17 protein-coding genes and 2 pseudogenes are annotated in these 22381 nt (G+C 67.0%); 9 read left to right on the top strand and 10 right to left on the bottom strand.

What is annotated here, in order from left to right; all coding sequences use genetic code 11:
- The 5 genes from WC597_RS14325 to WC597_RS14305 form a co-directional block, all read right to left on the bottom strand.
- The coding region (locus WC597_RS14325) for a DUF2336 domain-containing protein (RefSeq protein WP_372694300.1) at nucleotides 1-1004 on the bottom strand (1004 nt) is incomplete at its 3' end.
- Entirely contained in the window at nucleotides 1001-1852 is an 852-nt protein-coding gene (locus WC597_RS14320) for a hypothetical protein (RefSeq protein WP_372694298.1), read from the bottom strand. The genes WC597_RS14325 and WC597_RS14320, both read right to left, overlap by 4 nt.
- Nucleotides 1853-1947: 95 nt before the next feature.
- Nucleotides 1948-2988 carry an ABC transporter substrate-binding protein gene (locus tag WC597_RS14315; protein ID WP_372694296.1) on the bottom strand — a complete coding sequence of 347 codons (1041 nt, stop codon included), beginning with the start codon at nucleotides 2986-2988 and terminating at the stop codon, nucleotides 1948-1950.
- Between the two features lie 44 nt (nucleotides 2989-3032).
- Nucleotides 3033-4007: an XcyI family restriction endonuclease gene (locus WC597_RS14310; protein WP_372694294.1), complete on the bottom strand. Its 975-nt coding sequence runs from the start codon at nucleotides 4005-4007 to the stop codon at nucleotides 3033-3035.
- Nucleotides 4004-4864, bottom strand: a complete 861-nt coding sequence (locus WC597_RS14305; protein ID WP_372694292.1) for a site-specific DNA-methyltransferase — start codon at nucleotides 4862-4864, stop codon at nucleotides 4004-4006. Before WC597_RS14305 ends, WC597_RS14310 begins: the two co-directional genes overlap by 4 nt.
- A 732-nt stretch (nucleotides 4865-5596) precedes the next feature.
- On the opposite strand from WC597_RS14305, the gene WC597_RS14300 reads away from it, so the two are divergent.
- Nucleotides 5597-8494 carry a PAS domain S-box protein gene (locus WC597_RS14300; RefSeq protein ID WP_372694290.1) on the top strand — a complete coding sequence of 966 codons (2898 nt, stop codon included), beginning with the start codon at nucleotides 5597-5599 and terminating at the stop codon, nucleotides 8492-8494.
- Nucleotides 8495-8565: 71 nt separating this feature from the next.
- Here the strand turns inward: WC597_RS14300 and WC597_RS14295 are convergent.
- From WC597_RS14295 to WC597_RS14285, 3 genes and pseudogenes are all read right to left on the bottom strand, one after another.
- A pseudogene (locus tag WC597_RS14295) lies at nucleotides 8566-8712 on the bottom strand (IS5/IS1182 family transposase); the annotation flags it as partial.
- Between the two features lie 21 nt (nucleotides 8713-8733).
- Nucleotides 8734-8940, bottom strand: a pseudogene (locus WC597_RS14290) (transposase); the annotation flags it as partial.
- A 171-nt stretch (nucleotides 8941-9111) separates the two neighbouring features.
- Entirely contained in the window at nucleotides 9112-9822 is a 711-nt protein-coding gene (locus WC597_RS14285; RefSeq protein ID WP_372694289.1) for a LamG-like jellyroll fold domain-containing protein, read from the bottom strand.
- Nucleotides 9823-9931: 109 nt separating this feature from the next.
- Here WC597_RS14285 and WC597_RS14280 point away from each other — a divergent pair, with 109 nt between their 5' ends.
- Nucleotides 9932-10330, top strand: a complete 399-nt coding sequence (locus tag WC597_RS14280; protein WP_372694287.1) for a host attachment family protein — start codon at nucleotides 9932-9934, stop codon at nucleotides 10328-10330.
- A gap of 298 nt (nucleotides 10331-10628) precedes the next feature.
- Nucleotides 10629-13805 (top strand): TonB-dependent receptor domain-containing protein, encoded by a 3177-nt coding sequence (locus tag WC597_RS14275; RefSeq protein ID WP_372694285.1) that lies wholly within the window; start codon nucleotides 10629-10631, stop codon nucleotides 13803-13805.
- A gap of 60 nt (nucleotides 13806-13865) precedes the next feature.
- Here WC597_RS14275 and ilvA read toward each other — a convergent pair whose 3' ends face one another.
- Nucleotides 13866-15380: a threonine ammonia-lyase, biosynthetic gene (ilvA, locus tag WC597_RS14270; RefSeq protein ID WP_372694283.1), complete on the bottom strand. Its 1515-nt coding sequence runs from the start codon at nucleotides 15378-15380 to the stop codon at nucleotides 13866-13868.
- A gap of 167 nt (nucleotides 15381-15547) precedes the next feature.
- Between ilvA and nadA the strand changes: the two genes are divergently transcribed.
- The 4 genes from nadA to nadC are packed head-to-tail and all read left to right on the top strand — an operon-like array spanning nucleotide 15548 to nucleotide 19944.
- Nucleotides 15548-16663, top strand: coding sequence for a quinolinate synthase NadA (gene nadA / locus WC597_RS14265; protein ID WP_372694281.1), 1116 nt, complete (start codon nucleotides 15548-15550; stop codon nucleotides 16661-16663).
- Nucleotides 16664-16721: 58 nt separating this feature from the next.
- Nucleotides 16722-17579: a metalloprotease gene (locus WC597_RS14260; protein WP_372694279.1), complete on the top strand. Its 858-nt coding sequence runs from the start codon at nucleotides 16722-16724 to the stop codon at nucleotides 17577-17579.
- Nucleotides 17576-19090: an L-aspartate oxidase gene (locus WC597_RS14255; protein ID WP_372694277.1), complete on the top strand. Its 1515-nt coding sequence runs from the start codon at nucleotides 17576-17578 to the stop codon at nucleotides 19088-19090. The genes WC597_RS14260 and WC597_RS14255 overlap by 4 nt, the downstream gene beginning before the upstream one ends.
- Nucleotides 19087-19944: a carboxylating nicotinate-nucleotide diphosphorylase gene (gene nadC, locus WC597_RS14250; protein ID WP_372694275.1), complete on the top strand. Its 858-nt coding sequence runs from the start codon at nucleotides 19087-19089 to the stop codon at nucleotides 19942-19944. The genes WC597_RS14255 and nadC overlap by 4 nt, the downstream gene beginning before the upstream one ends.
- Nucleotides 19945-19978: 34 nt before the next feature.
- Here the strand turns inward: nadC and WC597_RS14245 are convergent, their stop codons facing one another.
- Nucleotides 19979-21130: a cell wall hydrolase gene (locus WC597_RS14245; RefSeq protein WP_372694273.1), complete on the bottom strand. Its 1152-nt coding sequence runs from the start codon at nucleotides 21128-21130 to the stop codon at nucleotides 19979-19981.
- A gap of 450 nt (nucleotides 21131-21580) precedes the next feature.
- Here WC597_RS14245 and WC597_RS14240 point away from each other — a divergent pair, with 450 nt between their 5' ends.
- On the top strand, nucleotides 21581-21766 hold the full coding sequence (locus WC597_RS14240) for a hypothetical protein (RefSeq protein ID WP_372694271.1): 186 nt from the start codon (nucleotides 21581-21583) through the stop codon (nucleotides 21764-21766).
- A 251-nt stretch (nucleotides 21767-22017) separates the two neighbouring features.
- A complete protein-coding gene (locus WC597_RS14235; protein ID WP_372694269.1) occupies nucleotides 22018-22374 on the top strand; it encodes a DUF6481 family protein in 357 nt (118 codons plus the stop codon).
- Nucleotides 22375-22381 lie beyond the last annotated feature (7 nt).

Genomic DNA, 22381 nt, shown 5'->3' with positions numbered 1-22381 from the left:
TTGTCCTCGGCGCCCAGGACGGCGACGGCGTAGGTCAGATAGACGGCGCGGTCCATGTCGGCCGCCTTGCAGACCACCGACAGGGCGTCCAGGTCCTTGCGCTCGACGATGCCGCGCGCGGTGTGGAAGTCGATGTCGGCCAGTTTGGACAGGGCGATCAGGAAGGGCGTGCGGCCGTTCGAGCGCAGGAAGCGGATCAGCACCTGGGGCGTCAGCTGGCCGGCGGCCTTCAGTTCGTCCACATAGGCCAGGTTCTCGGCATAGTCGGCGGGCAGGGCGCCGTCGTCGGTGGCGACCCGCGTGCGGCCGGCGGCCAGGGCCGCCTCCAGCAGGTCGGGGTCCATGCGGGCGTTCTGTTCCAGGATCTGGTGACGCAGCCGGGCCTCGACGACGAAATACATCTCGTTCAGCAGGTCGGCGGGCAGGCTCTGGCGCTCGACCGTGGCGGCGTGCAGGGCCGGATTGGCCTTGGCGCGTTCGACGGCGGTCTCTGACGCCGCGCGCGACAGGCGGGCGCCGTCGTTGCGCAACAGGGCGTCCAGGGTGTCGTCGTCGCCGCGCTCGACGATGATGTCGGACACGGCCTCGGACACGACGGCGCGGCCCGAGACGGCGCGCAGATGACCCTGGCCGCGCTTGCGCACGACGTGGATCAGGTCTTCGTCGGTCAGGACGCTGGAGGCGCGCAGCACCTGTTCGGCGACCTCCAGCTCGTCGTCGGCGAAGCGACGGATCAGGCTGTGGGGGGCGTTGGGCGCCTCGGCGAACCGGGCGGCCAGTTCGGCGCGGACCGCGACCTCCATCTCGTCGGACAGCTTGGCCAGGACCGAGCCGTAGAGGTCGGTCTCGTTGGCGTTGTGGTCGGGAACGCCGAAGAAGTGGTCGGTCAGTTCGCGTAGCAGCAGGCGGCGCTTCTCGCTGGACTCCTCGCCGGCCAGGGCGATCAGCTGCGGCAGGCGCGAGCCGGGGATCACGGCAGGTTCGATCACGGCTTGATCGCTCATGGCAGGTTGTCGGCTTCGGTCTGGGGCACGGCGCGCAGCGAGCCGTTGGCGTTGCGGATCAGGGCCGGCGGACCGTCCGGCTGGGCCAGGTCGTTCGAGCGCGGCGTCTGGGTCATCTCGACCGGCAGGGCGTCCAGATAGGTCTGCTGCGGCGCGGGGATGGCGTCGGGATGACGGCCGGCCTGGCGGTGGACCGAATAGTAGCGGGCGCTGTTGTCGCCGGTCGGGGCCATCTGGGCCGCCTGCTGATTGGCGGCGACGGCGGCGGCGTCCACGGGAACGCCGGCCTGGGGGCGTTGCAGGCGATAGATGGGGGCGTCGCGGCGCGGGGCCATGGGGTCGGCGACGGCCGTCTGGGCGGCGGGTTCGACCGGTTGCGGCTGGGGCTCGGGGGCGGCCTGGACCACCGTCTGCTGCCGGGCGGGCGCGGGCGCAGCCTCGGCTTGCGGTTGCGGTTGGCTCTGGACCGGCTCGGGCGCCTGCGGTTGAGGCGCGGGGGTGTAGGGGGCAGGGGCGGCTTGCACGGGGGCAGGGGCGGGCTGGCCCATCCAGGCGCTGGCGGGCGTCAGGCCGTTGCTGCGCGGTGTGGCGGTGGAGGGTGCGGGCGCCAGGCGGGCCAAAGGAATGGCGCCGGGGATGGTGCGGTTGGCGGCGACGACGGTCGGTTGCGGCGCCTCTGGCCGCGTCACGGCGGGCGTAGGAACGGACCGCGCGGCGACCGGCGGCTTGCCCGGCCACGACAGGTAGCGCAGGCCGGATGGATTGGTCGACGCCTGCTGGGCGACGGCGGCGCTGGCCAGCGCGCTGGCGGCGGTAATGACTGTTGTTAAGACGAGGGCGCGGCGCAAGGCGGCTCTCCGGTGAGGAATTGCAGCCCGCACACTAGGGTTCGACCACTTAATCCCGCGCTAACGCCACGGCAGGTTCCGACACCAAAGGCGTGTCAGCCGCGACCGGGCAGATAGTTGTCGGTGAAGGCGTCGCGCCAGTTCAGCCCCGCCTCATAGACGCCGGCCTGGGAGGTGACGTCGAAGAAGGCCTGCCAGCGCTCCTCGGTCAGGGCGCCCAGGCCGTAGAGGGCGGCGTCGCCCCCGTCGACGATGGCGTTGTCGCGCAGCTTGTCGCGGGCCTGGTCCAGCACAGCCTGGGTCATGTCCGGGTTGTCCTTGCGGATCAGGGCGTCGGCGGCCGAGGCGTCGCCTCGAATATAGTCGCGCCACCCCTCGGCCGAGGCGGCGATGAAGCTGCGCAAGGCCGCGCCATTGTCGCGGGCGAAGGCGTTGGGCGCCAGGACCATGGCGGCGTAGGAGGGATAGCCCTCGTCGGCCATCAGGAAGACCCGGGGATCGAAATCGGCCGCCTGTTCGATGGCGTAGGGATCGCTGGTCAGATAGCCCTGCTGCACCGCGCGCGTGTTGGCGATGAAGGCGGCGGGGTCGTAGGCGTAGGGGCGCAGCTGCTCGTCGGTGAAGCCGTAGCGGGCCTTCAGCCAGACCCAGAAAGTGCTGACCGCCGTATCGGACAGCAGGAAGGGCCGGCCGGTCAGGTCGGCGATGGTCTCCAGCGCCGGATCGGGATGGGCCATCAGGACCTGGGGGTCCTTCTGGAAGAAGGCGGCGACGGCCTTCACCGGGGCGCCGGCCGCGACAAGGTTCATCGGGATGAAGCTGTTGGAGCCCATGCCCAGTTCGACGGCGCCCGAGGCCAGCAGGTGCGGCACGTTCACGCCAGGACCGCCCTGGACGATCTGGACGTTCAGCCCGCGCTTCTCATAGGCCCCGCTGGCCAGGGCCTGATAGAAGCCGCCCTGCTCGGCCTGGGCGCGCCAGTCGGTGGCGAAACGCAGGCGCACCCGACCCTGTTCGTCCACCGGCGCCTCCACCCGCCCGCAGGCCCGAAGCCCCACGGCGCCCGCCGCCACGGCCGCACCGCCCGCGATCAGAGCGCGGCGGCGGGTCAGCAAGCGATTCCCCGGTACAGTCATGCGCCTGACTTACGGGGGGATAGGGGCGTTGGGAAGGCGCGGCGTCAGTCGGGGTCCGCGATGCCGGTCAATGAGATCACGCGATCTCTAAAGTCGAGGAACGCTGCGCCTTCCTCTCGGATGATGTCGGAAATCCGATAGAAGCGGTTGGTGCTGGGAGATTCTTTCTCAGAAACTGCGACATCGATCTTGTCCACATTCACGACGGTCCAGCATTCCACGAAGCCGGCGCTCTTGGCTTTCTGGTGGCTCTTTTCGGCCTCGCCGATTCGGTTGTGAATATTCGAAAAGTCCGAGCCCGCCTTCACCTCAATGGCGATGAGTTGTCGATACGAACCCGACGACATCGCTTCACGGATGATGATGTCGGGGTCTGGTGCGAACTCGATAAAGACCGCTCGACCGGCCGCATTCTTCAGTTCGATCCTGGTGTCGGTGCTGCTGACGACGGCAGACGCGACGATGTCGTGGATCGCGTTGAATACGGTCTTGATGCCCGCGACGCCTTTTCTAACATTCGCTCCGCCTCGCAACTGCGGGCCGAGAGTCAGTAGGGTCAGATCGTCGAGAAGACCTGCACTGATCTTCTTGCTTCCGATGGCGGACAGCAGCACGGCCCCCGCCTGGCCCAAGGCGTCACAGGCCGCCGGAAGGTCCGCAAGGACTGAAGGAGCGATGACGCCCTTTTCTTCCATTCTTTTGAGCCGGCCGAAGCCGGTCGCCGACGTGTAGAATTCCTTCTGACTGAACCCATACAGAAGTCGATAGTAGCCAATCAGTTTGGGATTCTCTTTCAGGATCGCCGGAACGGGGAACATCATTTCACCTCGCAGGCCGTGGCCGGCGAGGATGGACAGGCTATGAGGCGGGACGTGCGTGGCGAGTTCCTGGTCGATCGCCGGAATGCTCAGAGATTTGACCGTGCGGCTCAGTGCGTTCTGCAAGAACGCTTCACGAATGCCGGAAAGGGACGTCGCGAAATCGACCTGGGTTTCGGGCATCGGCAGGACGAACGTCATGCCGCGATCTTGACGATCTTGCTTTCGCCCTCCGACAGGCGTTCAGCCGCCAACTTCACGTATTTGGGATTGAGTTCGATCCCCAGATATTCCCGGCCCAGGTTCTGGGCGACCAAGCCTACCGTGCCTGATCCGAAGAAGGGGTCGAGCACATACTGGCCGGGCTTGGTGGACGCCTTGATGCACGGTTCGATCAGTTTCGAAGGGAAAGTCGCGAAGTGCGCACCTGGAAACGCCTGGGTGTGAATATTCCAAACCGAACGAAGGTTGCGGCCGTTGGGTTCGATGACGGCAAGTCTGTCGTAAGAATATTTTTCCGACTTGGTGAACATGAAGATGTATTCGTGCGCGCGTGTCGGCCTATCTCTAACGCTTTCCGGCATTGCATTTGGCTTGTTCCAAATGATGTCGGCGCGAAGATACCATCCATCGTCTTGCAGCGCGAAGGCGAGCCTCCAAGGTATGCCGAGCAGATCTTTGGACTTAAGCCCGTCTGGCGTGTTCGGTCTGACGCTCATTGCGCGCGCGGGGTTCTTCTTGTCCGGCGCGCGCCAGCCTCGGTTCCCGCTGGTGTATCCGTCCCCGATGTTCAGCCAGAATACGCCGTCGTCAGCCAGAACGCGTCGGGCCTCTCTAAACACTGACCGAAGGCTGGCGATGAATTCCGGCAGGGTCTCTTCGAGGCCGATCTGGTCGTCCGTGTCATAATCACGCAGCCCCCAGTATGGCGGGGATGTCACGATGGTCTGAATGCTTTCCGAAGGCAGCCGACGCAGGGTCGTCAGCGCATCGCCCTCGTAAATTGCCGAACCCGACAGTGGCAGTTTCGCCGGTCGTATGACCTTGGTGGTGCGCATTCGATCCCCGATTCAAGGTGAATCAATATAGCGGCCAAAAGGGTCTTTGGTCGATCACAAAGCGGGTGTTTGCGGTGCGTGCGCAGATGGCCGGCGCCCCAATTGAGCGAGGGGACGAAGCGTGCGGGCAAGCCCGTGCTCTTCGTCCCCTCGCCAAGTCCGGGTTGGACTTGGCCGTTCGGGTCAGGGCCTTGGCGTCAGCGTCGTTTCGGGCGAACCCGAAAGGGCGGTCGGCTGTACCTCGTCGCGCTCCTGGTCTTGGGCGTCCCACGGTATTGCGACCGTGTCGTCCCTCGATCCCGATCCGGTTCTCCGGTTCCTTGTCGATCCTGAGACCGTCGAGGACTGGAGCCTGAATCCCGCCTACCGCACGTTACGATCCGAAGATCGCCCGATCGCGCCGGGTCGGAGAGCCGGGCCGGTTCGCTTGATGTCCGGGGTCTCCCCTGGATTTCCGCGCCGCCGTGTCCCTTGGCCTGTTGACGTTCCGATGAAACCGGCTATGAGGCAAGCGCCCGATCTCGCCCCGGTGTGCACGACTGGCCCGGCGGCGGTGGACAAGCCTGTGAACATCGGTGGACGGATCAAATTCGCGGTTGCGGATCAGCGTCTTGCCTTGTCCACAGAAACGCGGCGATAGACGACTGTGTCCGGCGCCGGACGGATCGATTGCAACCGGTCGCCGTGCTTTGTGTTTTGTGAAACCAAGACCGCTGTCTTTGGGGAAAGTGCTTGCCCGATAACGTCTCCAGCCAGGCCGAGAAAGCCGGGATCGATCGCGATCATCTGACTCAGATGTTCGCCCATGCGCCTGGGTTCATGGCGTTGCTGGTCGGGGCGGATCACAGGTTCGAGCTGACCAATCCCAATTATCAAAAGCTGATCGGCCATCGCGAGGTCTTGGGGCGCACGGTGGCGCAGACGCTGGCCGATGCGGTCGACCAAGGCTATCTGGATCTGCTGGACCGCGTGTATCGCTCAGGCGAGCCGCACCGGGCCGAGGGCGCGCTGTTTGCCGTTCAGGCCGAACCGAACGGCGAGCCGGTGGATCGCTACGTCGATTTCGTCTTTCAGCCCCTGAAGGACGCGAGCGGTCAGGTCTGGGGCATCTTCGTTCAGGGCGTGGACGTCACGGAACGGCATCAGGCGGCCAAGGCGCTGGCGGTCAGCGAGGCGCGATACGGCGCCCTGTTCGCGGCCATGGCGACGGGATTCTGCGTCATCGAGATGAAGTTCGACGCGGCGGATCGGCCGGTCGATTACAAGATCGTCGAGGGCAACCAGGCGTTCGAGGCGATGACCGGCCTGGTCGATCCTTACGGCAAATGGGTCAGCGAGATCGCACCGGGGCTGGAGCAGCACTGGTTCGATCTTTACGGCGGCGTGGCGCGCACGGGACAGCCGGCGCGGTTTGAAAACCCCGCCGACATCTTCGGCCGCTGGTACGACGTGCAGGCGCTGCGCATCGGTCAGCCGGGCGCCTGGCAGGTCGCGATCCTGTTCAACAACATCACCGAGCGCAAACAGAGCGAGGCGCGTCAGAACGCCCTGCTGGAGCTGAACGACGCCATCCGCGACCTGACCGACCCCGGCGAGATCGCCCAGGCGTCCGCCCAGGTTCTGGCCCAGACGATGGGCGTCAGCCGCGCGGGATACGGCACGGTGGACACGGTCGGCGAGACCATCACCATCGCGCGCGACTTCAACCAGCCGGGCGTGAGCAGCATCGCCGGCACCCTGGCCTTCCGCGAGCATGGCTCCTACATCGAGAACATCAAGCGCGGCGAGACGGTGACCATCGCCGACGTGGCGCTGGATCCCCGCACGGCCGCGACGGCGGAGGTGCTGAAGCGGATCAGCGCCGGGTCGTTCGTCAACATGCCGCTGATGGAGCAGGGCCGGGTCGTGGCCATGGTCTTCGTCAACCATGCGACGCCGCGCCATTACAGCGACAGCGACCTGCGCCTGATGCGCGACGTGGCCGAACGGGTGCGGTCAGCGACCGAGCGCGCCAGGAGCGAGGCCGCCCTGCGCGACAGCGAGGCCCAGTTCCGGGTCTTCGCCCAGGCCACGCCGATCCAGATCTGGGCCAGCTGGGCGGATGGGTCGCTGTATTGGTTTAACCCCCAGGTCTATGCCTATACCGGCCAGAAGGATGGCGATCTGGACGGGGCGGAGGGGTGGATCAGCAATGTTCACCCCGAAGATGCGCAACGGGCGATCGAGACCTGGTCCCGAGCGCTGGCGAGCGGCCAGGTCTATGAGACCGAGTTTCGCGTGCGTCGGCACGACGGGGTCTATCGCACCTTCATGGTGCGGGCCGAGCCGGTCCACGACGAGGAGGGCCGGATTACCCGCTGGGTCGGGTCCAACACCGATATCGAGGATCTGCGCAGCCAGGCGGCCGAACTGGCGATGTTCAACGAGACGCTGGAAGACCAGGTCGCAGAGCGCACCGCCTCGCTGATGCAGGCAGAGGAGGCGCTGCGCCAGAGCCAGAAGATGGAGGCGGTGGGCCAGCTGACGGGCGGCATCGCCCACGACTTCAACAACCTGCTGGCGGGGATCAGCGGCAGTCTGGAAATCATCTCCAACCGCATCGCCCAAGGGCGGCACAACGACGTGGAGCGGTTCACCGTCGCCGCCCAGGGCGCGGCCAAGCGGGCGGCGGCCCTGACGCACCGGCTGCTGGCCTTCTCGCGACGCCAGACCCTGGATCCCAAGCCGACCGATCCCAACCGCCTGATCCGCGGGATGGAGGAGCTGGTCCGGCGCACGACGGGGCCGGGCATCCATGTCGAGGTGGTCGCCGGCGCCGGCCTGTGGCCCGTGCTGATCGATGCGCACCAGTTGGAAAACGCGGTGCTGAACCTGTGCATCAACGCGCGTGACGCCATGCCGGGCGGCGGGCGGCTGACCATCGAGACCGGCAACCGATGGATCGACGCGCGCACGGCCAAGGCCCAGGATCTGGACCCCGGCCAGTATGTCTCCATCTGCGTCAGCGACACCGGCTCCGGCATGGCGCCGGAGGTCGCGGCGCGGGCGTTCGAGCCCTTCTTCACCACCAAGCCGCTGGGCGAGGGGACGGGGCTGGGCCTGTCGATGATCTATGGCTTCGTGCGCCAATCGGGCGGACAGGTGCGGATCTATTCCGAGCCGGGGCAGGGGGCGATGGTCTGCCTTTACCTGCCGCGCCACCACGGCGCGGTCGAGGAGGGCGAGGCGGTTCCCGAGGTCGAGGAGGCCCCGCGCGCCCAGGCGGGCGAAACAGTCATGGTCGTGGACGACGAGCCGACGGTGCGGATGCTGGTCGCCGAAATCCTGCACGAGCTGGGCTATCAGTGCATCGAGGCCTCGGACGGGGCGGCGGGGCTGAAGCTGCTGAACTCAGAGGCGCGGATCGACCTGCTGGTCACCGACGTGGGCCTGCCCGGCGGGATGAACGGGCGTCAGATGGCGGACGCCGCACGGTTGGAGCGGCCGGACCTGAAGGTGCTGTTCATCACCGGCTATGCCGAGAATGCGGTGGTCGGCAACGGCTACCTGGACCCCGGCATGCACGTCATGACCAAGCCCTTCGCCATGGAGGCGCTGGGCAGCCGAATTCGTGAGCTGATCGAGATCTGACCCCCCATCTCCCGCTCATCCCGGCGAAAGCCGGGATGAGCGGAAAGGTAAGGGGATGGTGCCCAGGTTCTGGACTCATAAGTTCTGAGCCAAAATCTTGTTGAAGCGAGCAGTACGACGGCGAGGAAGTTGCGGACGAGTTTGTCGAAGCGGGTGGCGACGCGTCAGAAGTGGTTGAGCTTGCAGAAGTAGCGCTCGACGACGTTTCGGTGTCGGTAGATGGCGGGGTCGATAATGGCCTGGGCTTCATGGCCTCGGTCGGCGACCAGAGCCTTGGCGGGTTTGAGGCCGTCGATCAGGGCCTCAACGGCGGCCTTGTCCAATGCCTGACCGGCCGAGAGCACGATCCGCAACGGCAGGCCGTCCTGATCGACCAGGGCGTTGATCTTGGTGCTCAGTCCTCCACGAGAACGGCCGATGGCGTGATCCGGACCCCCTTTTTCCACCGGCGGCGTGCTGGTGGGCCCGGATGATCGAACTGTCGATCACGGCGAGCTGGCAGACAAGGCCTCGAACACCCGGATTCAGACGTCAATCCGTTTCGCTCAAATCGTATCGCGCCATCCCAAGGCTCCTTTCAGAACCTCAAATCCCCGAACGCTTTATGAGTTCAGAACCTAGAGCCGCGTGAACCGTGCGGGCGGCAGGGCGGCGTGGGTGAAGCGGGCTTGGCGCACCGCGCCCTTGAAATAGTTCAAGCGGTTGATGCGACAGCCGACCGAGGCGCGGCCTGGCCCCTGAGGCTTGAACGGGACGGCATGTTCGCCCTGCAGCACGCCGTCGACATAGGCGCGGTACATCACGCCGTCGAAGGTCTGGGCGACGTGAAACCACTGGCTGCAAGGGTGGAGGCGCTCGGGAAAGATCAGGGTGTGGTTGTAGCCTGGGCCGCGCGTGAAGGCGTCCAGGTACCAGCGGTCCTGAACCACGCGGATCTCGAACAGGAAGCGCGTCTGGGACGGCGGCTGGCCGGCGGGCGCCTCTTCGGCGAGATGGAACCAGCGCTGCTCGAAGGCGCCGCCGTCGGGCCGGAACAGGGCCTCGAAGGTAAAGGTCTCGGCGCCGGCCAGCGGATGGTCCTCGATGAACAGGGCGTCGTCCACGCCGTCGAACCGCACCGCGCGACCATAGGGACTGTCGATCAGGGTCGGGTCGCCCTCGACGTTGGTCGCCACGCCGCCGATGTCGGCCAACCGATCAAAGGTCCACACCGTCTGGCGCGGCGCGGCGGCCCTCATCGTCGCGCATCCCGGCAGGATCGCGCCCGCAACGCCCGATGCGCCCAGGGCCATCAGGCGGCGGCGGTCCAGAGGCAGGGCGTCGGGCATGGGTCGTCTCACGGCGGTTTTGTCGCGCGACACTATGGGAATGGTCGCGCGAGGCAACGGCCTGCGCCCCGGTTCGTTGTCTCAATCCTTACAGACTGGAGTATCGACGATGAAACTTTCCAATGGCGCACTGGTGGCGGTGGTCGACGGCGAGAAGCTGGCCCTGTTCAAGAACACGAACGCCACGGACATCAAGCTGACGCCGCTGGAAAACCCGCCCATCGCGGATCGCGTTTCCGGCTCGGCCGGGCGCCGTTCCAACGAAGCCAATCCCGACAACGACACCCAGGCTGAAGACGGCTTCGCCATGGGCGTCGCCGAGGTGCTGAACAAATGGTCGGTCACCAACAAGATCGACGAACTGCTGGTGATCGCCGCGCCCAAGACGCTGGGTGAGTTACGCAAGCACTGGCACAAGGACCTTCAAGGCAAGCTGGTCGGCGAGATCGCCAAGGATCTGACGGGTCATTCCAGCGACCAGATCGCCGCGGCGATCGACAAGGCGTGACTTGAACGCGTTGCTCGCGACGCGAGAGGCCCGCTTGTGATGATCGGGAGGCCCCATGTCGCTGCAAGGCGATGTGGGGCCCTCTTGTTTACGGCGGTGCATCTCGAACGATGAATGGCGATTTGAATCAGGCCCTGCCTGAACTCTGGTTAACGCTTAGCACGTCATGGATTGTGCTGAGAAAGCGACAGCTTTGACACAAAGTTGCAGCTTTCGGTCTTCTTTCATTGACTGCGGCGGCTTTGCGGCAAAATCCTTGCCATCACCGCGACTCCTCTCGCGGTAATGGGGGATGATCATGCACAACAAGGCCGTTTTTCGCTCGATCCTGCTTGGCGGATCGATTCTGAGCGCGATAGCGACGCCCGCATTCGCTCAATCCACGCCGGATCAGCCGTCAGAGGTCGATGAGATCGTCGTCACCGGCTCGCGCCTGTCCGCGACCGCCGCCACCCAGGCGGCTCAGCCGGTTCAGGTGGTCACGGCGCAATCGATCGAGGCGCAAGGCGTGACCCAGGTCGCCGACCTGCTCGACCGCATTCCGGCGCTGCAATCCTCGACCAGTTCGGCCCAGGCGAATGGCGGCGCCGCGACCCTGAACCTGCGCGGCATGGGGGCGGAGCGCACCCTGACCCTGGTCAATGGGCGCCGTTATGTGGCCGGCGTGCCTGGATCGGCCGCCGTGGACGTCAGCAGCATTCCGGCCGGGCTGATCGAACGTGTCGAAGTCCTGACCGGCGGCGCATCCGCCGTCTATGGGTCCGACGCGGTCACCGGCGTGGTCAACTTCATCCTCAAGGACGACTACGAGGGCACCGAGATGACGGTGCAGGGCGGTCTGTCCGGCGAGGGCGATGCCGAGGAATTCTATATCTCGCTGCTCCATGGCCGAAACTTCGACAATGGGCGCGGCAACTTCACGATCGGGGTTCAGGGCAACGAACGCTCTGAGCTCTACTATGGCGATCGCAGCTTCTCGAAGAATAACGGCACCTACGACGACTACACCAACCCCGCGCTCTTCTTCCAGGTCGGGGATCCCCTGCCTCCCGGCCGCACTCTGGCCGATACGCGAGGTCGCACGATCCTGCTCGGCGGCGCGCCGCGTTTCGTCGGAACCGATGCGTCGCTGATCTCGCGCGCCCAGACCGCAACCCCGCGCGCCTTCATCGCCGATCCCCGCTTCTCGATCTCCAGCACCAGCGGCCTTATCGGGATCGATCTGGACGGCGACGGCTTTGCGGACCCGGCCGGCGCCTTCTCCAATCCGCAGGTCAACGCCGACTGCTTCAGCAATCGCAACGGACAACAGGGTTATGGCTGCTACACTGTCGATCCTGTCACGGGTCAGCTGCGGCCCTTCCAGGACGGCCTGTATGCCGGCTCCTCCAACCAGTCGGGCGGCGACGGCGCAGCGCAAGTGTTCGACGGCCAGAGCCTGTTGCCCAAGGAGTCGAGCTATTCGGTCAGCTTGACGGGCAACTACAACCTCTCGACCTTCTTCAATCCGTTCGTCGAGATCAACGCGTCATGGAGCCAGGGCACGACGTTCAGCCCCTACAACTCCTATGACGACTCCATCCCGATCTCGCTTGAGAACCCCTTCATCCCGGCGGCGCTGAGGGCCTTGGTCAATGCCGAGATCGCGGCCGATCCCAGCGTCGCCGGTACGGCGGGTATCGCACTCTCGCGAGACCACGCCGACGTCATGGATCCCAAGCGGGTCAATGATCGCCGCACCTATCGCGCGGTGTTCGGCACACGGGGCGAACTGGACCTCGGCTGGAACTACGAGCTGTCGTTCAACTATGGCCGCACAGAGCAGGACGCGACCTATGCCTTGCGGCTGGAGGATCGCTTCTTCGCCGCCGTCGACGCCGTCACCGATCCGGTGACGGGCCAGGCGGTCTGCCGCTCGACCCTCGATCCTACGGCGGCGCCGCCGATTTCGGGCCTCTATCCTCAGTTCGGCGGGCCGGTGCCCAACCCGTTCCAGACCTTCACGCCTGGCGCGGGTTCGGATTGCCGCCCGCTGAACCTGTTCGGGTTCGGCAACGTCAGCCCGGAAGCCTCGGCCTTCGTCGGACCGCAGGTGACCGACACCGCTCTGATCCAGCAGACGGTGGTCTCCGGCTTCCTGGCCGGTGATCTCTCGCGTTGGTTCAGCCTGCCGGGCGGCCCGATCAGCTTCGCCGTCGGCGGCGAGTATCGCAAGGAACAGAGCGACTTCAATCCGAACGACTTCGACGAACAGGGCGTGTCGTTCCGCTACGCCACCACGGCGGCCGTCTCCGGCGAGTTCGAGGTGTCGGAAGGCTTCGTTGAAATCAGCTTCCCGCTGCTGACGGACCTGCCGTTCGCCGAGACCCTGACGCTGAACACCGCCGCGCGGTTCGGCGACTATTCCAACATCGGCAATACGGAGACCTTCAAGGCCGACCTGGTCTGGGCGCCGGTGACCGACGTCCGGTTCCGCGGGGGCGTGGCCAAGGCCGTGCGTGCGCCCAATATCGCCGAACTGTTCACACCGCTCCAGACGGCCGGTTTCCGTCCGATCGATCCCTGCTCGGCGGAAAACATCACGCAGGGGACAAGCTCGCGCGAGGCGAACTGCCGGGCGGATCTGGCGCGTTACGGCGTGACGGTCGGCGCGGTCTACGACTTCGAAGACCCGCTGACGGCCCAGTTCTTCGGCGCGGCCGGCGGTAATCCCGATCTGCAGGCGGAAACCTCGGACTCTTGGACGGCGGGCGTGGTGCTGCAACCGCGCTTCATCCCGAACTTCACGCTGACGGCCGACTACTGGAACATCAAGATCGAGAACGCCATCGCCGCAGTCTCGGGTCAGGACATCGTCAACAGCTGCTATGACGCGCCCAGCATCACCAACCAGTATTGCGCCTTGCTCAGCCGCGACGACCGCCCCGGTTCTCTCACGCAGGGCGGCCTGGACTATCTGCAACAGAGCCAGGTGAACTTCGCCGGGCTGGAGGCGTCGGGCGTCGATTTCAACGCCGTCTATCGTCTGAATATGGACACCTTCGGCAAGCCGGAGTGGGGCTCGCTGGCCCTGGGCGTCGCCGGCACCTGGCTTGAGGACCGCAACGACTTCCCGTTCGCCTCAGACTCTGGCCTGGCCAATCCGGTCAAGGAACAGCTGAACTCGCCGGAGTGGGTGGTCAACACCTCCGTCCGCTGGAGCGTGGGCGACTTCACCGCCGGCCTGTTCTCGAACTATCAGAGCAAGCAGACCCGTGCGGGCGTCGAGATCGAGAATACGGTGTCCTTCGACGCGCCGTGGAACGATCCCATCTGGACCCACGACGCCTCGCTGTCCTGGGACATCGACGGCAAGAGCGACCTGATCCTGGGCGTCAACAACCTGACGGACGAAGAGCCGTTCCGCAGCACGGTGGCGACCCCGGTTTCGGCGCGCGGCCGCTACTTCTTCGTGCGGTTCAGCAAGAAGCTGTAAGCGCAAGGTCGAACCGAAAGTGAGGAGCGGCGACCGGCGACGGTCGCCGTTTCTTTCGTTTCAGGCGCCGTCCAGGAACAGCCGGCACGCCGGGTTGGCGGTTTCGTCCACGTAAGGATAGCCCAGGTCGGCCAGGGCAGCGGTCAGTTGGGCCTGCTCCTGCGGCGGCACGCTAATGCCCGCCAGCACCCGGCCCACGTCGTCGCCGTGGTTGCGATAGTGGAACAGGGTCAGTGCCCAGGCGGGCTGGAGGCTGTTGAGGAAGCGCAGGAAGGCGCCGGGCCGTTCGGGGAACTGGAAGCGCAGGATGCGTTCGTGCGGCAGGCCCACGGTGCGGCCGCCAACCATGTAGCGGACGTGCAGCTTGGCGGTCTCGTTGTCGCTCATGTCCTCGACGGCGTAGCCGCCCGAGCGCAGCGCCGCGATCAGGTCGTCACGCTCATGCGGTCCGTTTCTCAAGGCCACCCCGACGAAGATCTGGGCGTCGCCGTCGCCGGACCAGCGATAGTTAAACTCGGTCACCGACCGACCGTCGAGGGTGTCGAGGAAGCGGCGATAGTCGTCGCGGTCGTCCTTCATGGCCACGGCCAGCAGGGCCTCGGCGCCCTCGCCGATCTCGGCCCGTTCGGCGACGTGACGCAGCCGGTCGAAGTTCAGGTTGGCGCCGGAGTTGATGGCGATCAGGCTGCCGTTTCCAGGATGGGCGGCGGCCCAGGCCTTGAGCCCCGCCAGCGCGACGGCGCCCGACGGCTCGGCGATGGCGCGGCTGTCGTCGAAAATGTCCTTGATGGCGGCGCAGATGGCGTCGGTGTCCACCAGCACGATCTCGTCCAGCAGGTCCTTGCACAGGCGGAAAGTCTCGGTCCCGGCACGACGCACGGCGACGCCATCGGCGAACAGGCCGACCTCGTTCAGGGTCACCACCTCGCCCGCGTCGATGGCGGACTTCATGGTCGGCGCATCGACGGGCTCGACACCGATCACGCGGGTCTCGGGACGCAGGAATTTGACGATGGCCGCGACCCCGGCGGCCAGACCCCCGCCGCCAATGGGCACGAAGATCGCCTCGATGGGATCGGCGTGCTGGCGGGCGATCTCAAGTCCCACGGTGCCCTGGCCGGCGATCACGTCGGGATCGTCAAAGGGGTGGATGAAGGCCGCGCCGGTCTGGCTTTCCAGATGGCGGGCGTGGGCATAGGCCTCGTCGAAGCTTTCGCCGTGCAGGACCACCTCGCCACCCAGGGCGCGGACGGCGGCGACCTTGATGCCGGGGGTGGTGGTCGGCATGACGATGGTGGCGGGCGTATTGCGGCGGGCGGCGGCCAGGGCGACGCCTTGCGCATGATTGCCGGCCGAAGCGCAGATGACGCCCTTCGACAGTTCGTCCTCCGACAGGGCGGCGATCTTGTTGTAGGCGCCGCGGATCTTGAACGAGAAGACCGGCTGCAGGTCCTCTCGCTTGAGCAGGACGGGCCGGTCCAGCCGCGCCGACAGGCGGCGCAGCGGGTCGAGAGGCGTTTCCTCAGCCACGTCATAGACGCGGGCAGTGAGGATGCGGCGGATGGTGTCCTGCATGGAAATGTCGCGAATAGGCTTGAAGCGGCAAAGAAGTGGGCTGTCATCTAGGCGAAGTCGGCCGTCTTGGGAACGGTTTTTGCAAATCCGTGCTGCCTATGCCTTCCGAGGATCGGTTTGGATTTCCTCTTGCACCGCGTCCGCATCGGCCTACATTGTTCCTGCTTATGCTAACATTGAGCATAAGGGTATGGGAGATGATCATGGCTGACGGCGCCTTTGGTCTGACGAAAGAGCTTGAGCGGGAGACCGCCGGGGTGTGGGCCAAGGTCAAGGACCACGTCACGCCCCTGGAGTGGCCCGAACAGGCGCGGCTGATCAGCGAGATCAACCGGCTGAAGCGCCAGCGCGACGCCGTGATCCTGGCCCACAACTATATGACGCCCGAGATCTTCCACGGGGTCGGCGACTATGTCGGCGACAGCCTGGGTCTGGCCAAGGAGGCCGCGCGATCGGACGCGAAGGTGATCGTTCAGGCGGGCGTCCATTTCATGGCCGAGACGTCCAAGATCCTGTCGCCCGAGAAGACCGTGCTGATCCCCGATCTGCGGGCCGGATGTTCGCTGGCGTCGTCGATCACGGGGGCCGACGTGCGGCTGATCAAGCAGCGCTATCAGGGCCTGCCGGTCGTGACCTATGTGAACACCACTGCCGATGTGAAGGCCGAGACCGACATCTGCTGCACCAGCGCCAACGCGGTTCAGGTGGTGGAATGGGCGGCGAAGGAATGGGGCGTGGACCGCGTCATCCTGATCCCCGATGAATATCTGGCGCGCAACGTCGCGGCCCAGACCACGGTGGGGATCATCGCCTGGAAAGGCCGCTGCGAGGTCCACGAGCGGTTCACGGTGGACGACATCGCCGAGATGCGCGCCGCCTATCCGGGCGCCGAGATCCTGGCCCACCCCGAATGCCCGGAAGACGTGTTGGCGGCGGCGGACTTCGCCGGATCGACTGCGGCCATGACCGACTATGTCGAGACACGGCGGCCCAAACAGGTGGTGATGATCACCGAATGTTCGATGGCCTCGAACGTGGCCGGCGACGTGCCGGGCGTGCAGTTCATTGGCCCGTGCAACCTGTGCCCGCACATGAAGCGGATCACGCTTCAGAACATCCACGACTGCCTGCTGCACATGCAGTTCGAGGTCACGGTGCCGGCCGACATGATCGAACGCGGTCGCCTGGCGGTGCAGCGGATGATCGACCTGCCGCCGCCGCTGGTTCCCGCGCGCTATGACCTGGTCAAGGCCAGGCATCATGTCGATGTGGAGCTGATCTGAGCGTGACGCGGCGATCGGTCCCGGCGACGGGGCCGATGCGCGCGCCCATCTGGACGCCATGAGCAACACCGACACCCCAAACCCCACACCCGCCCCCGGTCCCTGGGATCCCCGGCCCGAAGCCGCCGCCGTGCGCGAGGCGCCGGTCGAGCGCGCCGCCATCGACGCCCCGGTCGAGAAGGACCAGAGCCTGGTCTGGGCCTTGGCCTCCACGGCCCTGATGGGCGCCTTTCTGTGGTGGGTCACGGGCAGCGCCATCGTGGCGGGGGCGGTGCTGATCGGCCTGTTCGTTCACGAGGCGGGGCACGCCTTGGCGATGAACAAGCTCGGCATGGGTCCGGCGCGCATCTACATCATTCCCTTCCTGGGCGGACTGGCCAAGGCGCGGCGCGAGCCGAAGAGCGAGTGGGACGGCGTGCTGGTGTCACTGGCCGGACCGGCGTTCGGCCTTCTGGCCATGATCCCCTTCGTCGGGGTCTGGATGGCGCTGGGGCAGGGCGAGTGGCTGATGGGCGCCTTCTTCATCGCCATGCTCAACCTGGTGAACCTGGTCCCCGCGCCGCCGCTGGACGGGTCCAAGGCCCTCGGGCCGGTGCTGACCCGCGTGCATCCACGCCTGGAGCAGATCGTGCTGCTGGTCATCGGCGTGGCGGTCGTCTGGTGGGGTCTGTCCACCGGGCGGTTCATCCTGGCCGCCTTCCTGGCCCTGTCGGTGTTCAGCCATCTGAAGCGCGGCGTGTGGCGCGCGGCCTGGGGCACGCTGAGCTGGCCCGAGGCGGGCAAGAGCCTGGCGCTGTATCTGCTGACCCTGGCGGTGTGCGCTGCGGCGGCCGTCGGCGCCCTGATGCCGATGACCGGGGGCGATCCCGCAGGCGCGATGCAGTTGGGCCTCAACTATCTCGGAGTGCGGGGATGAACCGGACGCGGCATGACGGACCTCTGATCGTCGGCGCAGGCCTGGCGGGGCTGTCGGCCGCGCTGGAGGCGGCGAAGGCGGGGGCCAGGGTTCTGGTCGTGACGCCGGAGCCGTTGTTGAACGCCTGTTCGTCGGCCTGGGCGCAGGGCGGGATGGCGGCGGCCCTGACGGCGCAGGATTCGGCCGAACGCCATGCCGAGGACACCCAGGCGGCGGGCGCAGGCTTGGTCGAGCCGGTCGCGGCGCGCGCCCTGACCGACGCCGGGCGCGAGACGGTGGAGTGGCTGGCGGCCCTGGGCGCGCCTTTCGACCGGGATGCCGACGGTGGATTCGTCGTCAGCCTGGAGGCGGCCCACTCCGTTCCCCGTGTGGCGCGTGTCGGCGGCGACGGGGCGGGCCGGGCGATCCTGTCGGCCGTGGTCGCGGCCGTGCGGGCCGAGAAGCGGATCGAGGTGTGGGACGACGCACGACTGAAAGGCTTGTTGCAGGACGCCGACGGCCGGGTGGTCGGGGCGGTGGTCGTGCGCGGCGATCGTCTGGTCGAGATCACGGCGACGGCGGTCGTGTTGGCCACCGGCGGTGCGGGCGGCCTGTTCGCCGCGACCACGACCCCGGCGGCGCTGAAGGGCGAGGGGATGGCCTTGGCCGCGCGCGCCGGCGCCGAAATCCTCGATCCCGAGTTCGTGCAGTTTCACCCCACCGCCATCGACGTAGGGCTCGACCCCGCCCCCCTGGCGACCGAGGCCTTGCGCGGCGAGGGGGCGCGGCTGATCGACGGTCAGGGGCGGTTCCTGCTGGGCGAAGAAGCCGACGCCGATCTGAAGCCGCGCGACGTCGTGGCGCGGGCGGTCCATGCAGCGCGGGCCGAAGGACGGGGCGCCTTTCTGGATGCGCGCACGGCCATCGGCGAGGCCTTCCCGCACGAGTTTCCCGCTGTCTTCGCCGCCTGTATGCGCAGCGGTCTGGACCCGCGCATCAGCCCCATTCCGGTGATGGCGGCCTGCCACTATCACATGGGCGGGATCGCCGCCGACGCGGACGGACGCACCACGGTTCCGGGCCTCTATGCCGTCGGGGAATGCGCAGCGACGGGGGTGCATGGCGCCAACCGGCTGGCCTCCAACTCCCTGCTCGAAGCGGCGGCCTTCGGTCGGCGTGCGGGCGTGGCTGCAGCCTTGGAGGCAAAGGGCGGCCGTCATGCTCCGGCCGAGATCGCGCCCGACCTGCCCGACGCAGCGATGGCTGAACTGCGAACGGCGATGACGGCTCATGCAGGCGTGGTGCGCGATGCGGAGGGTCTGTCGGGCGTGATCGCCCTGATCGACCGGCTTGAGGCCCAGCACGGGGCGGCCGCCGTCCTGCTGGCGGCGCGGCTGATCGCCCAGGCGGCGCTGGATCGGCGCGAGAGCCGAGGCGGTCATTATCGTTCGGACTATCCTCTGACGGCGGCGCGCGCCGACCATACGCGGGTGCGGATCACGCGCCCGGTGGCGCTGGAGGCGGCGGAATGAGACGGCTTCCCGATCTGCTGATCGAACCCGTCGTGCGACTGGCTTTTGCCGAGGATCTGGGCCGGGCGGGCGACGTGACCGCCATGGCCTGCATTCCCGAGGGCGCGCGCATGAAGGCGGCGTTCGCGGCGCGCAAGCCGGGCGTGCTGGCCGGGATCGACTGTGTGCGGCTGGCGGTGCTGGCCATGGATCCGAAGGCGTTCGTGGACGTGCGCCTCAATGACGGCGACGCCTTCGACGCCGGTGCGGTGCTGGCGGTGGTCGAGGCCGACGCCCGTGCCTTCCTGTCAGCCGAGCGGACGGCGCTGAACCTCGTCGGGCGGCTCAGCGGCGTGGCGACCCTGACGCGGGCCTATGTCGATGCCGTCGCAGGAACGCGGGCGCGGATCGCGGATACGCGAAAGACCACGCCCGGCCTGCGCGCGCTGGAGAAGCATGCCGTGGCCTGCGGCGGCGGGATGAACCATCGCTTCGGGCTGGATGACGCCATTCTGATCAAGGACAACCACGTCGCCGTGTGCGGCGGTGTCGCCGAGGCCGTGCGGCGGGCCAGGGCCTTCGCACCACACCTGATGAAGGTCGAGGTCGAGGTGGACGGTCTGGATCAGCTGGACGCCGTGCTGGCCCTGATCGACGAGGGCGCGGCGCCGGACGTGATCATGCTGGACAACTTCAGCCTTGATGACCTCAGGGCCGCCGTGGCGCGCGTCGCCGGGCGGATCGTGCTGGAGGCCTCGGGCGGGGTCGATCTGACGACCGTTCGCGGCATCGCCGAGACGGGCGTCGACGTGATCTCGGTCGGCGCCCTGACCCATTCGGCGCCGGTTCTCGACATCGGCCTGGACGCGCTTTAGCCAGCCGCCGCTCGTTGCGCCAGACCTGGGCCGATCAGGCGGGGGTGGAGGCCGTTTCGACGATGTCGGTCTTGGCGGGGGCTTCGGCCGGACGCGCGGGACGCGACGCCGGCTGCGTGTTGGCGGCGCGGGCGGCCGTCGGCGCCGGGGTCGTCGCAGCGGCGGGACGTGGCGGCGTCGCCGGTTGGGCGGCCGGAGCCGGCAGGGATCGGCCTTCCTGCGCCAGCACCATCGTATAGGCCACGGCCTGGCCTGCCTGACGCGCGGTCTCCACCGGATTGAGGCCGGCCTGGATCAGGCGCGGCTGTTCCGCAGGGGCCGAAGGCCGCGCCGCATAGGTGAAGGCGCCGCTGGAGCCCGAACGCCCGCCGAAGCGATAGAACAGATGGCTGCCGACCTGGCTGACCTGGATCAGCGACGACCTCCAGCCCGGCGCGACGGCGGTGGTGTGGAAGTGGGTGGCGTTGCCGACGCGGGCGAAGACCGAGCCCGACATGGCGTCCGATGCGACGGTGCGCGCGCGGTTCCAGGCGGCCTGGTTGACGCGGCCGCGCATTACGCCCGAGCAGGTGAAGGAGAACTGACAGCCGGTGCTGCGGGCCGCGCCCTGGAACACCACGCCGCAGACGGTCTTTGGGAAGGCGGGGTGGCGGACGCGGTTCAGAACCACCTGGGCCACGGCCTTCATGCCGTCGCCGCCTTCGCCGCGGGCTTCGTAATAGACGGCCTGAGTCAGGCAATCGAGATCGCGGCTGGCGTCCAGGGCGTTGGCCATCTGGAAGGGGCGGGCGGCGGTCGGAGCGGTCAGGCTGGCGCGGCGAAGATTGGCGTCGCCGGGCGCACGGAGTTGTTCGAGACGGGCGGCCAGCAGTTCGGCCTGTCGGTCGCGCTGGGCCGAGCCGGCGCTGGTATAGGGGTCGTGGCGACGCGCGATGGTCAGGGCGCTGGCGTCCAGACCGCCGGCGGCGGCGGCGAGCGCCTCTTCGGTGAAACCAGCGGCGGTCGCGCCCTGAATCCGTTCAGCCTGAGCGCGCAGCGTCGTCGCGCGCGCAGCCGTGCCGCCCAGATAGGCGCAACCGATCGCCAGTCCCACCAGACCGCCAAAGGCTGCGGCGGCCGTCATGGGCTTGATCTTGGCCACACGATCGGCGCGCAGAATGGCGCGCGTCTGCGAGGAATGCGACAACGAGGTAGTCCTGTTCAGCAGGGCGAGAAACGCGGCCCCCGGGGGTAGTCTTGCCGGCGAGGCGACTCTGCGGTCGCATTCCAGCCTGCAATTTCCGGCGCTCGGCTCAGTGGCCCGGGCGTCGAGGATGGGCCTTTAGCCAGCCTTTTATGGCCTCATTGTGTTCGATTCGCAATCCGATGGTTAAGGTGGCGAAACGACTAGGTATTTTTCAGATGGCTGGCGGCTTGTGGCGGGAATCCGGCGCATCGGACATAATCGAACTATCGAATACTGTATTCGGTTACACAGGAACTGCCCGACGATCGGCGTGTTGCGGTGCAGCGGACTAAAGGTGCCGTCTTGGTCTGTTCAAGATTGTGACAGCGCGCGTAATCGCTACTAGAGCGAAGGGCCCGGAACCGCGACGCGGTGTTCGCGTTGAAGCTTGGCCTTTTGGAGAGAAGCATCATGTCCCGAACCCTCATCCTGACTGCCGCCGTCGCCTCTGCCCTGACCTTGGCTGCGTGCGGCGCCACCGTCGAACAGAAGGCCGCCAGCGGCGCCATCGCGGGCGCCGTCGTGGGCGGCCCTGTGGGCGCTGCTGTCGGCGGAGCCGCCGGAACGGCCGTGGGCCAGGCTCAAAAGCCGAACTGACCCGACGCCAGTCGCGCCCGCCCGCAGGGCTGACCTTGCCATCGGGCGGGCGCGACCTACCTTATAATAGGCGTGTCGATGGCGACGCCGTCGCACGTCAAATGACGCACAGGATCGATTTCCAGGGGGCGAACCTTGATTTTCGCCCGGTTATCGGCTTTGTGCGCCCCGCTTCGGGATGCGCGTTTTTCTCGCCGCCCGACCCCCGACGGCCGCCCCTGGTCGTTCACAAGGAACCCTGACGCTTTCGCATGAAAGATCTGAAGACCGGATTTTCCGACCGCATTACCGCCCAGCAGGAAGCCAAGAAGGCCCTGCTCGCCAAATTCAAGCCGAAGGCCGCTGCGCCCGACCCCGAGTTCGATCGGCTGGCCGAGAAGCGCGCCGCCGAGAAGGAAGCCCTGCGTCAACAACACGAGCTGGCCAAGGCTGAACAGCGCCGCGAGAAGGCCGAGAAGGACGCCGCCCGCATGGCTGCCGACCTCGCCGCTCAGGAAGCGATCGACGCCGAGAAGCGCGCCGACCGCAAGGCGCGCAAGCAACTGACCAAGGAAGAGCAGAAGGAAAAGCGCGACGCCCGTTACGCCGCGCGCAAGGCCCGCCGCTAGGCTCAAC

This window comes from Brevundimonas sp., assembly GCF_041648115.1.
In the GTDB taxonomy this organism is placed as follows: Bacteria; Pseudomonadota; Alphaproteobacteria; order Caulobacterales; family Caulobacteraceae; genus Brevundimonas.
The sequence above is the reverse complement of the archived record's forward strand: the minus strand, read 5'-3'. Positions and strand labels throughout refer to the sequence as shown.

Excerpts from the sequence above, each read along its gene's own strand:
- WC597_RS14235 (WP_372694269.1), top strand. The coding sequence starts at position 22,018 with ATGAAAGATCTGAAGACCGGATTTTCCGACCGCATTACCGCCCAGCAG.
- WC597_RS14280 (WP_372694287.1), top strand. The coding sequence starts at position 9,932 with ATGAAACTTTCCAATGGCGCACTGGTGGCGGTGGTCGACGGCGAGAAG.
- WC597_RS14315 (WP_372694296.1), bottom strand. The coding sequence starts at position 2,988 with ATGACTGTACCGGGGAATCGCTTGCTGACCCGCCGCCGCGCTCTGATC.
- WC597_RS14275 (WP_372694285.1), top strand. The coding sequence starts at position 10,629 with ATGCACAACAAGGCCGTTTTTCGCTCGATCCTGCTTGGCGGATCGATT.
- nadA (WP_372694281.1), top strand. The coding sequence starts at position 15,548 with ATGCTAACATTGAGCATAAGGGTATGGGAGATGATCATGGCTGACGGC.
- WC597_RS14305 (WP_372694292.1), bottom strand. The coding sequence starts at position 4,864 with ATGCGCACCACCAAGGTCATACGACCGGCGAAACTGCCACTGTCGGGT.
- WC597_RS14260 (WP_372694279.1), top strand. The coding sequence starts at position 16,722 with ATGAGCAACACCGACACCCCAAACCCCACACCCGCCCCCGGTCCCTGG.
- WC597_RS14285 (WP_372694289.1), bottom strand. The coding sequence starts at position 9,822 with ATGCCCGACGCCCTGCCTCTGGACCGCCGCCGCCTGATGGCCCTGGGC.
- nadC (WP_372694275.1), top strand. The coding sequence starts at position 19,087 with ATGAGACGGCTTCCCGATCTGCTGATCGAACCCGTCGTGCGACTGGCT.
- WC597_RS14240 (WP_372694271.1), top strand. The coding sequence starts at position 21,581 with ATGTCCCGAACCCTCATCCTGACTGCCGCCGTCGCCTCTGCCCTGACC.
- ilvA (WP_372694283.1), bottom strand. The coding sequence starts at position 15,380 with ATGCAGGACACCATCCGCCGCATCCTCACTGCCCGCGTCTATGACGTG.
- WC597_RS14310 (WP_372694294.1), bottom strand. The coding sequence starts at position 4,007 with ATGACGTTCGTCCTGCCGATGCCCGAAACCCAGGTCGATTTCGCGACG.
- WC597_RS14255 (WP_372694277.1), top strand. The coding sequence starts at position 17,576 with ATGAACCGGACGCGGCATGACGGACCTCTGATCGTCGGCGCAGGCCTG.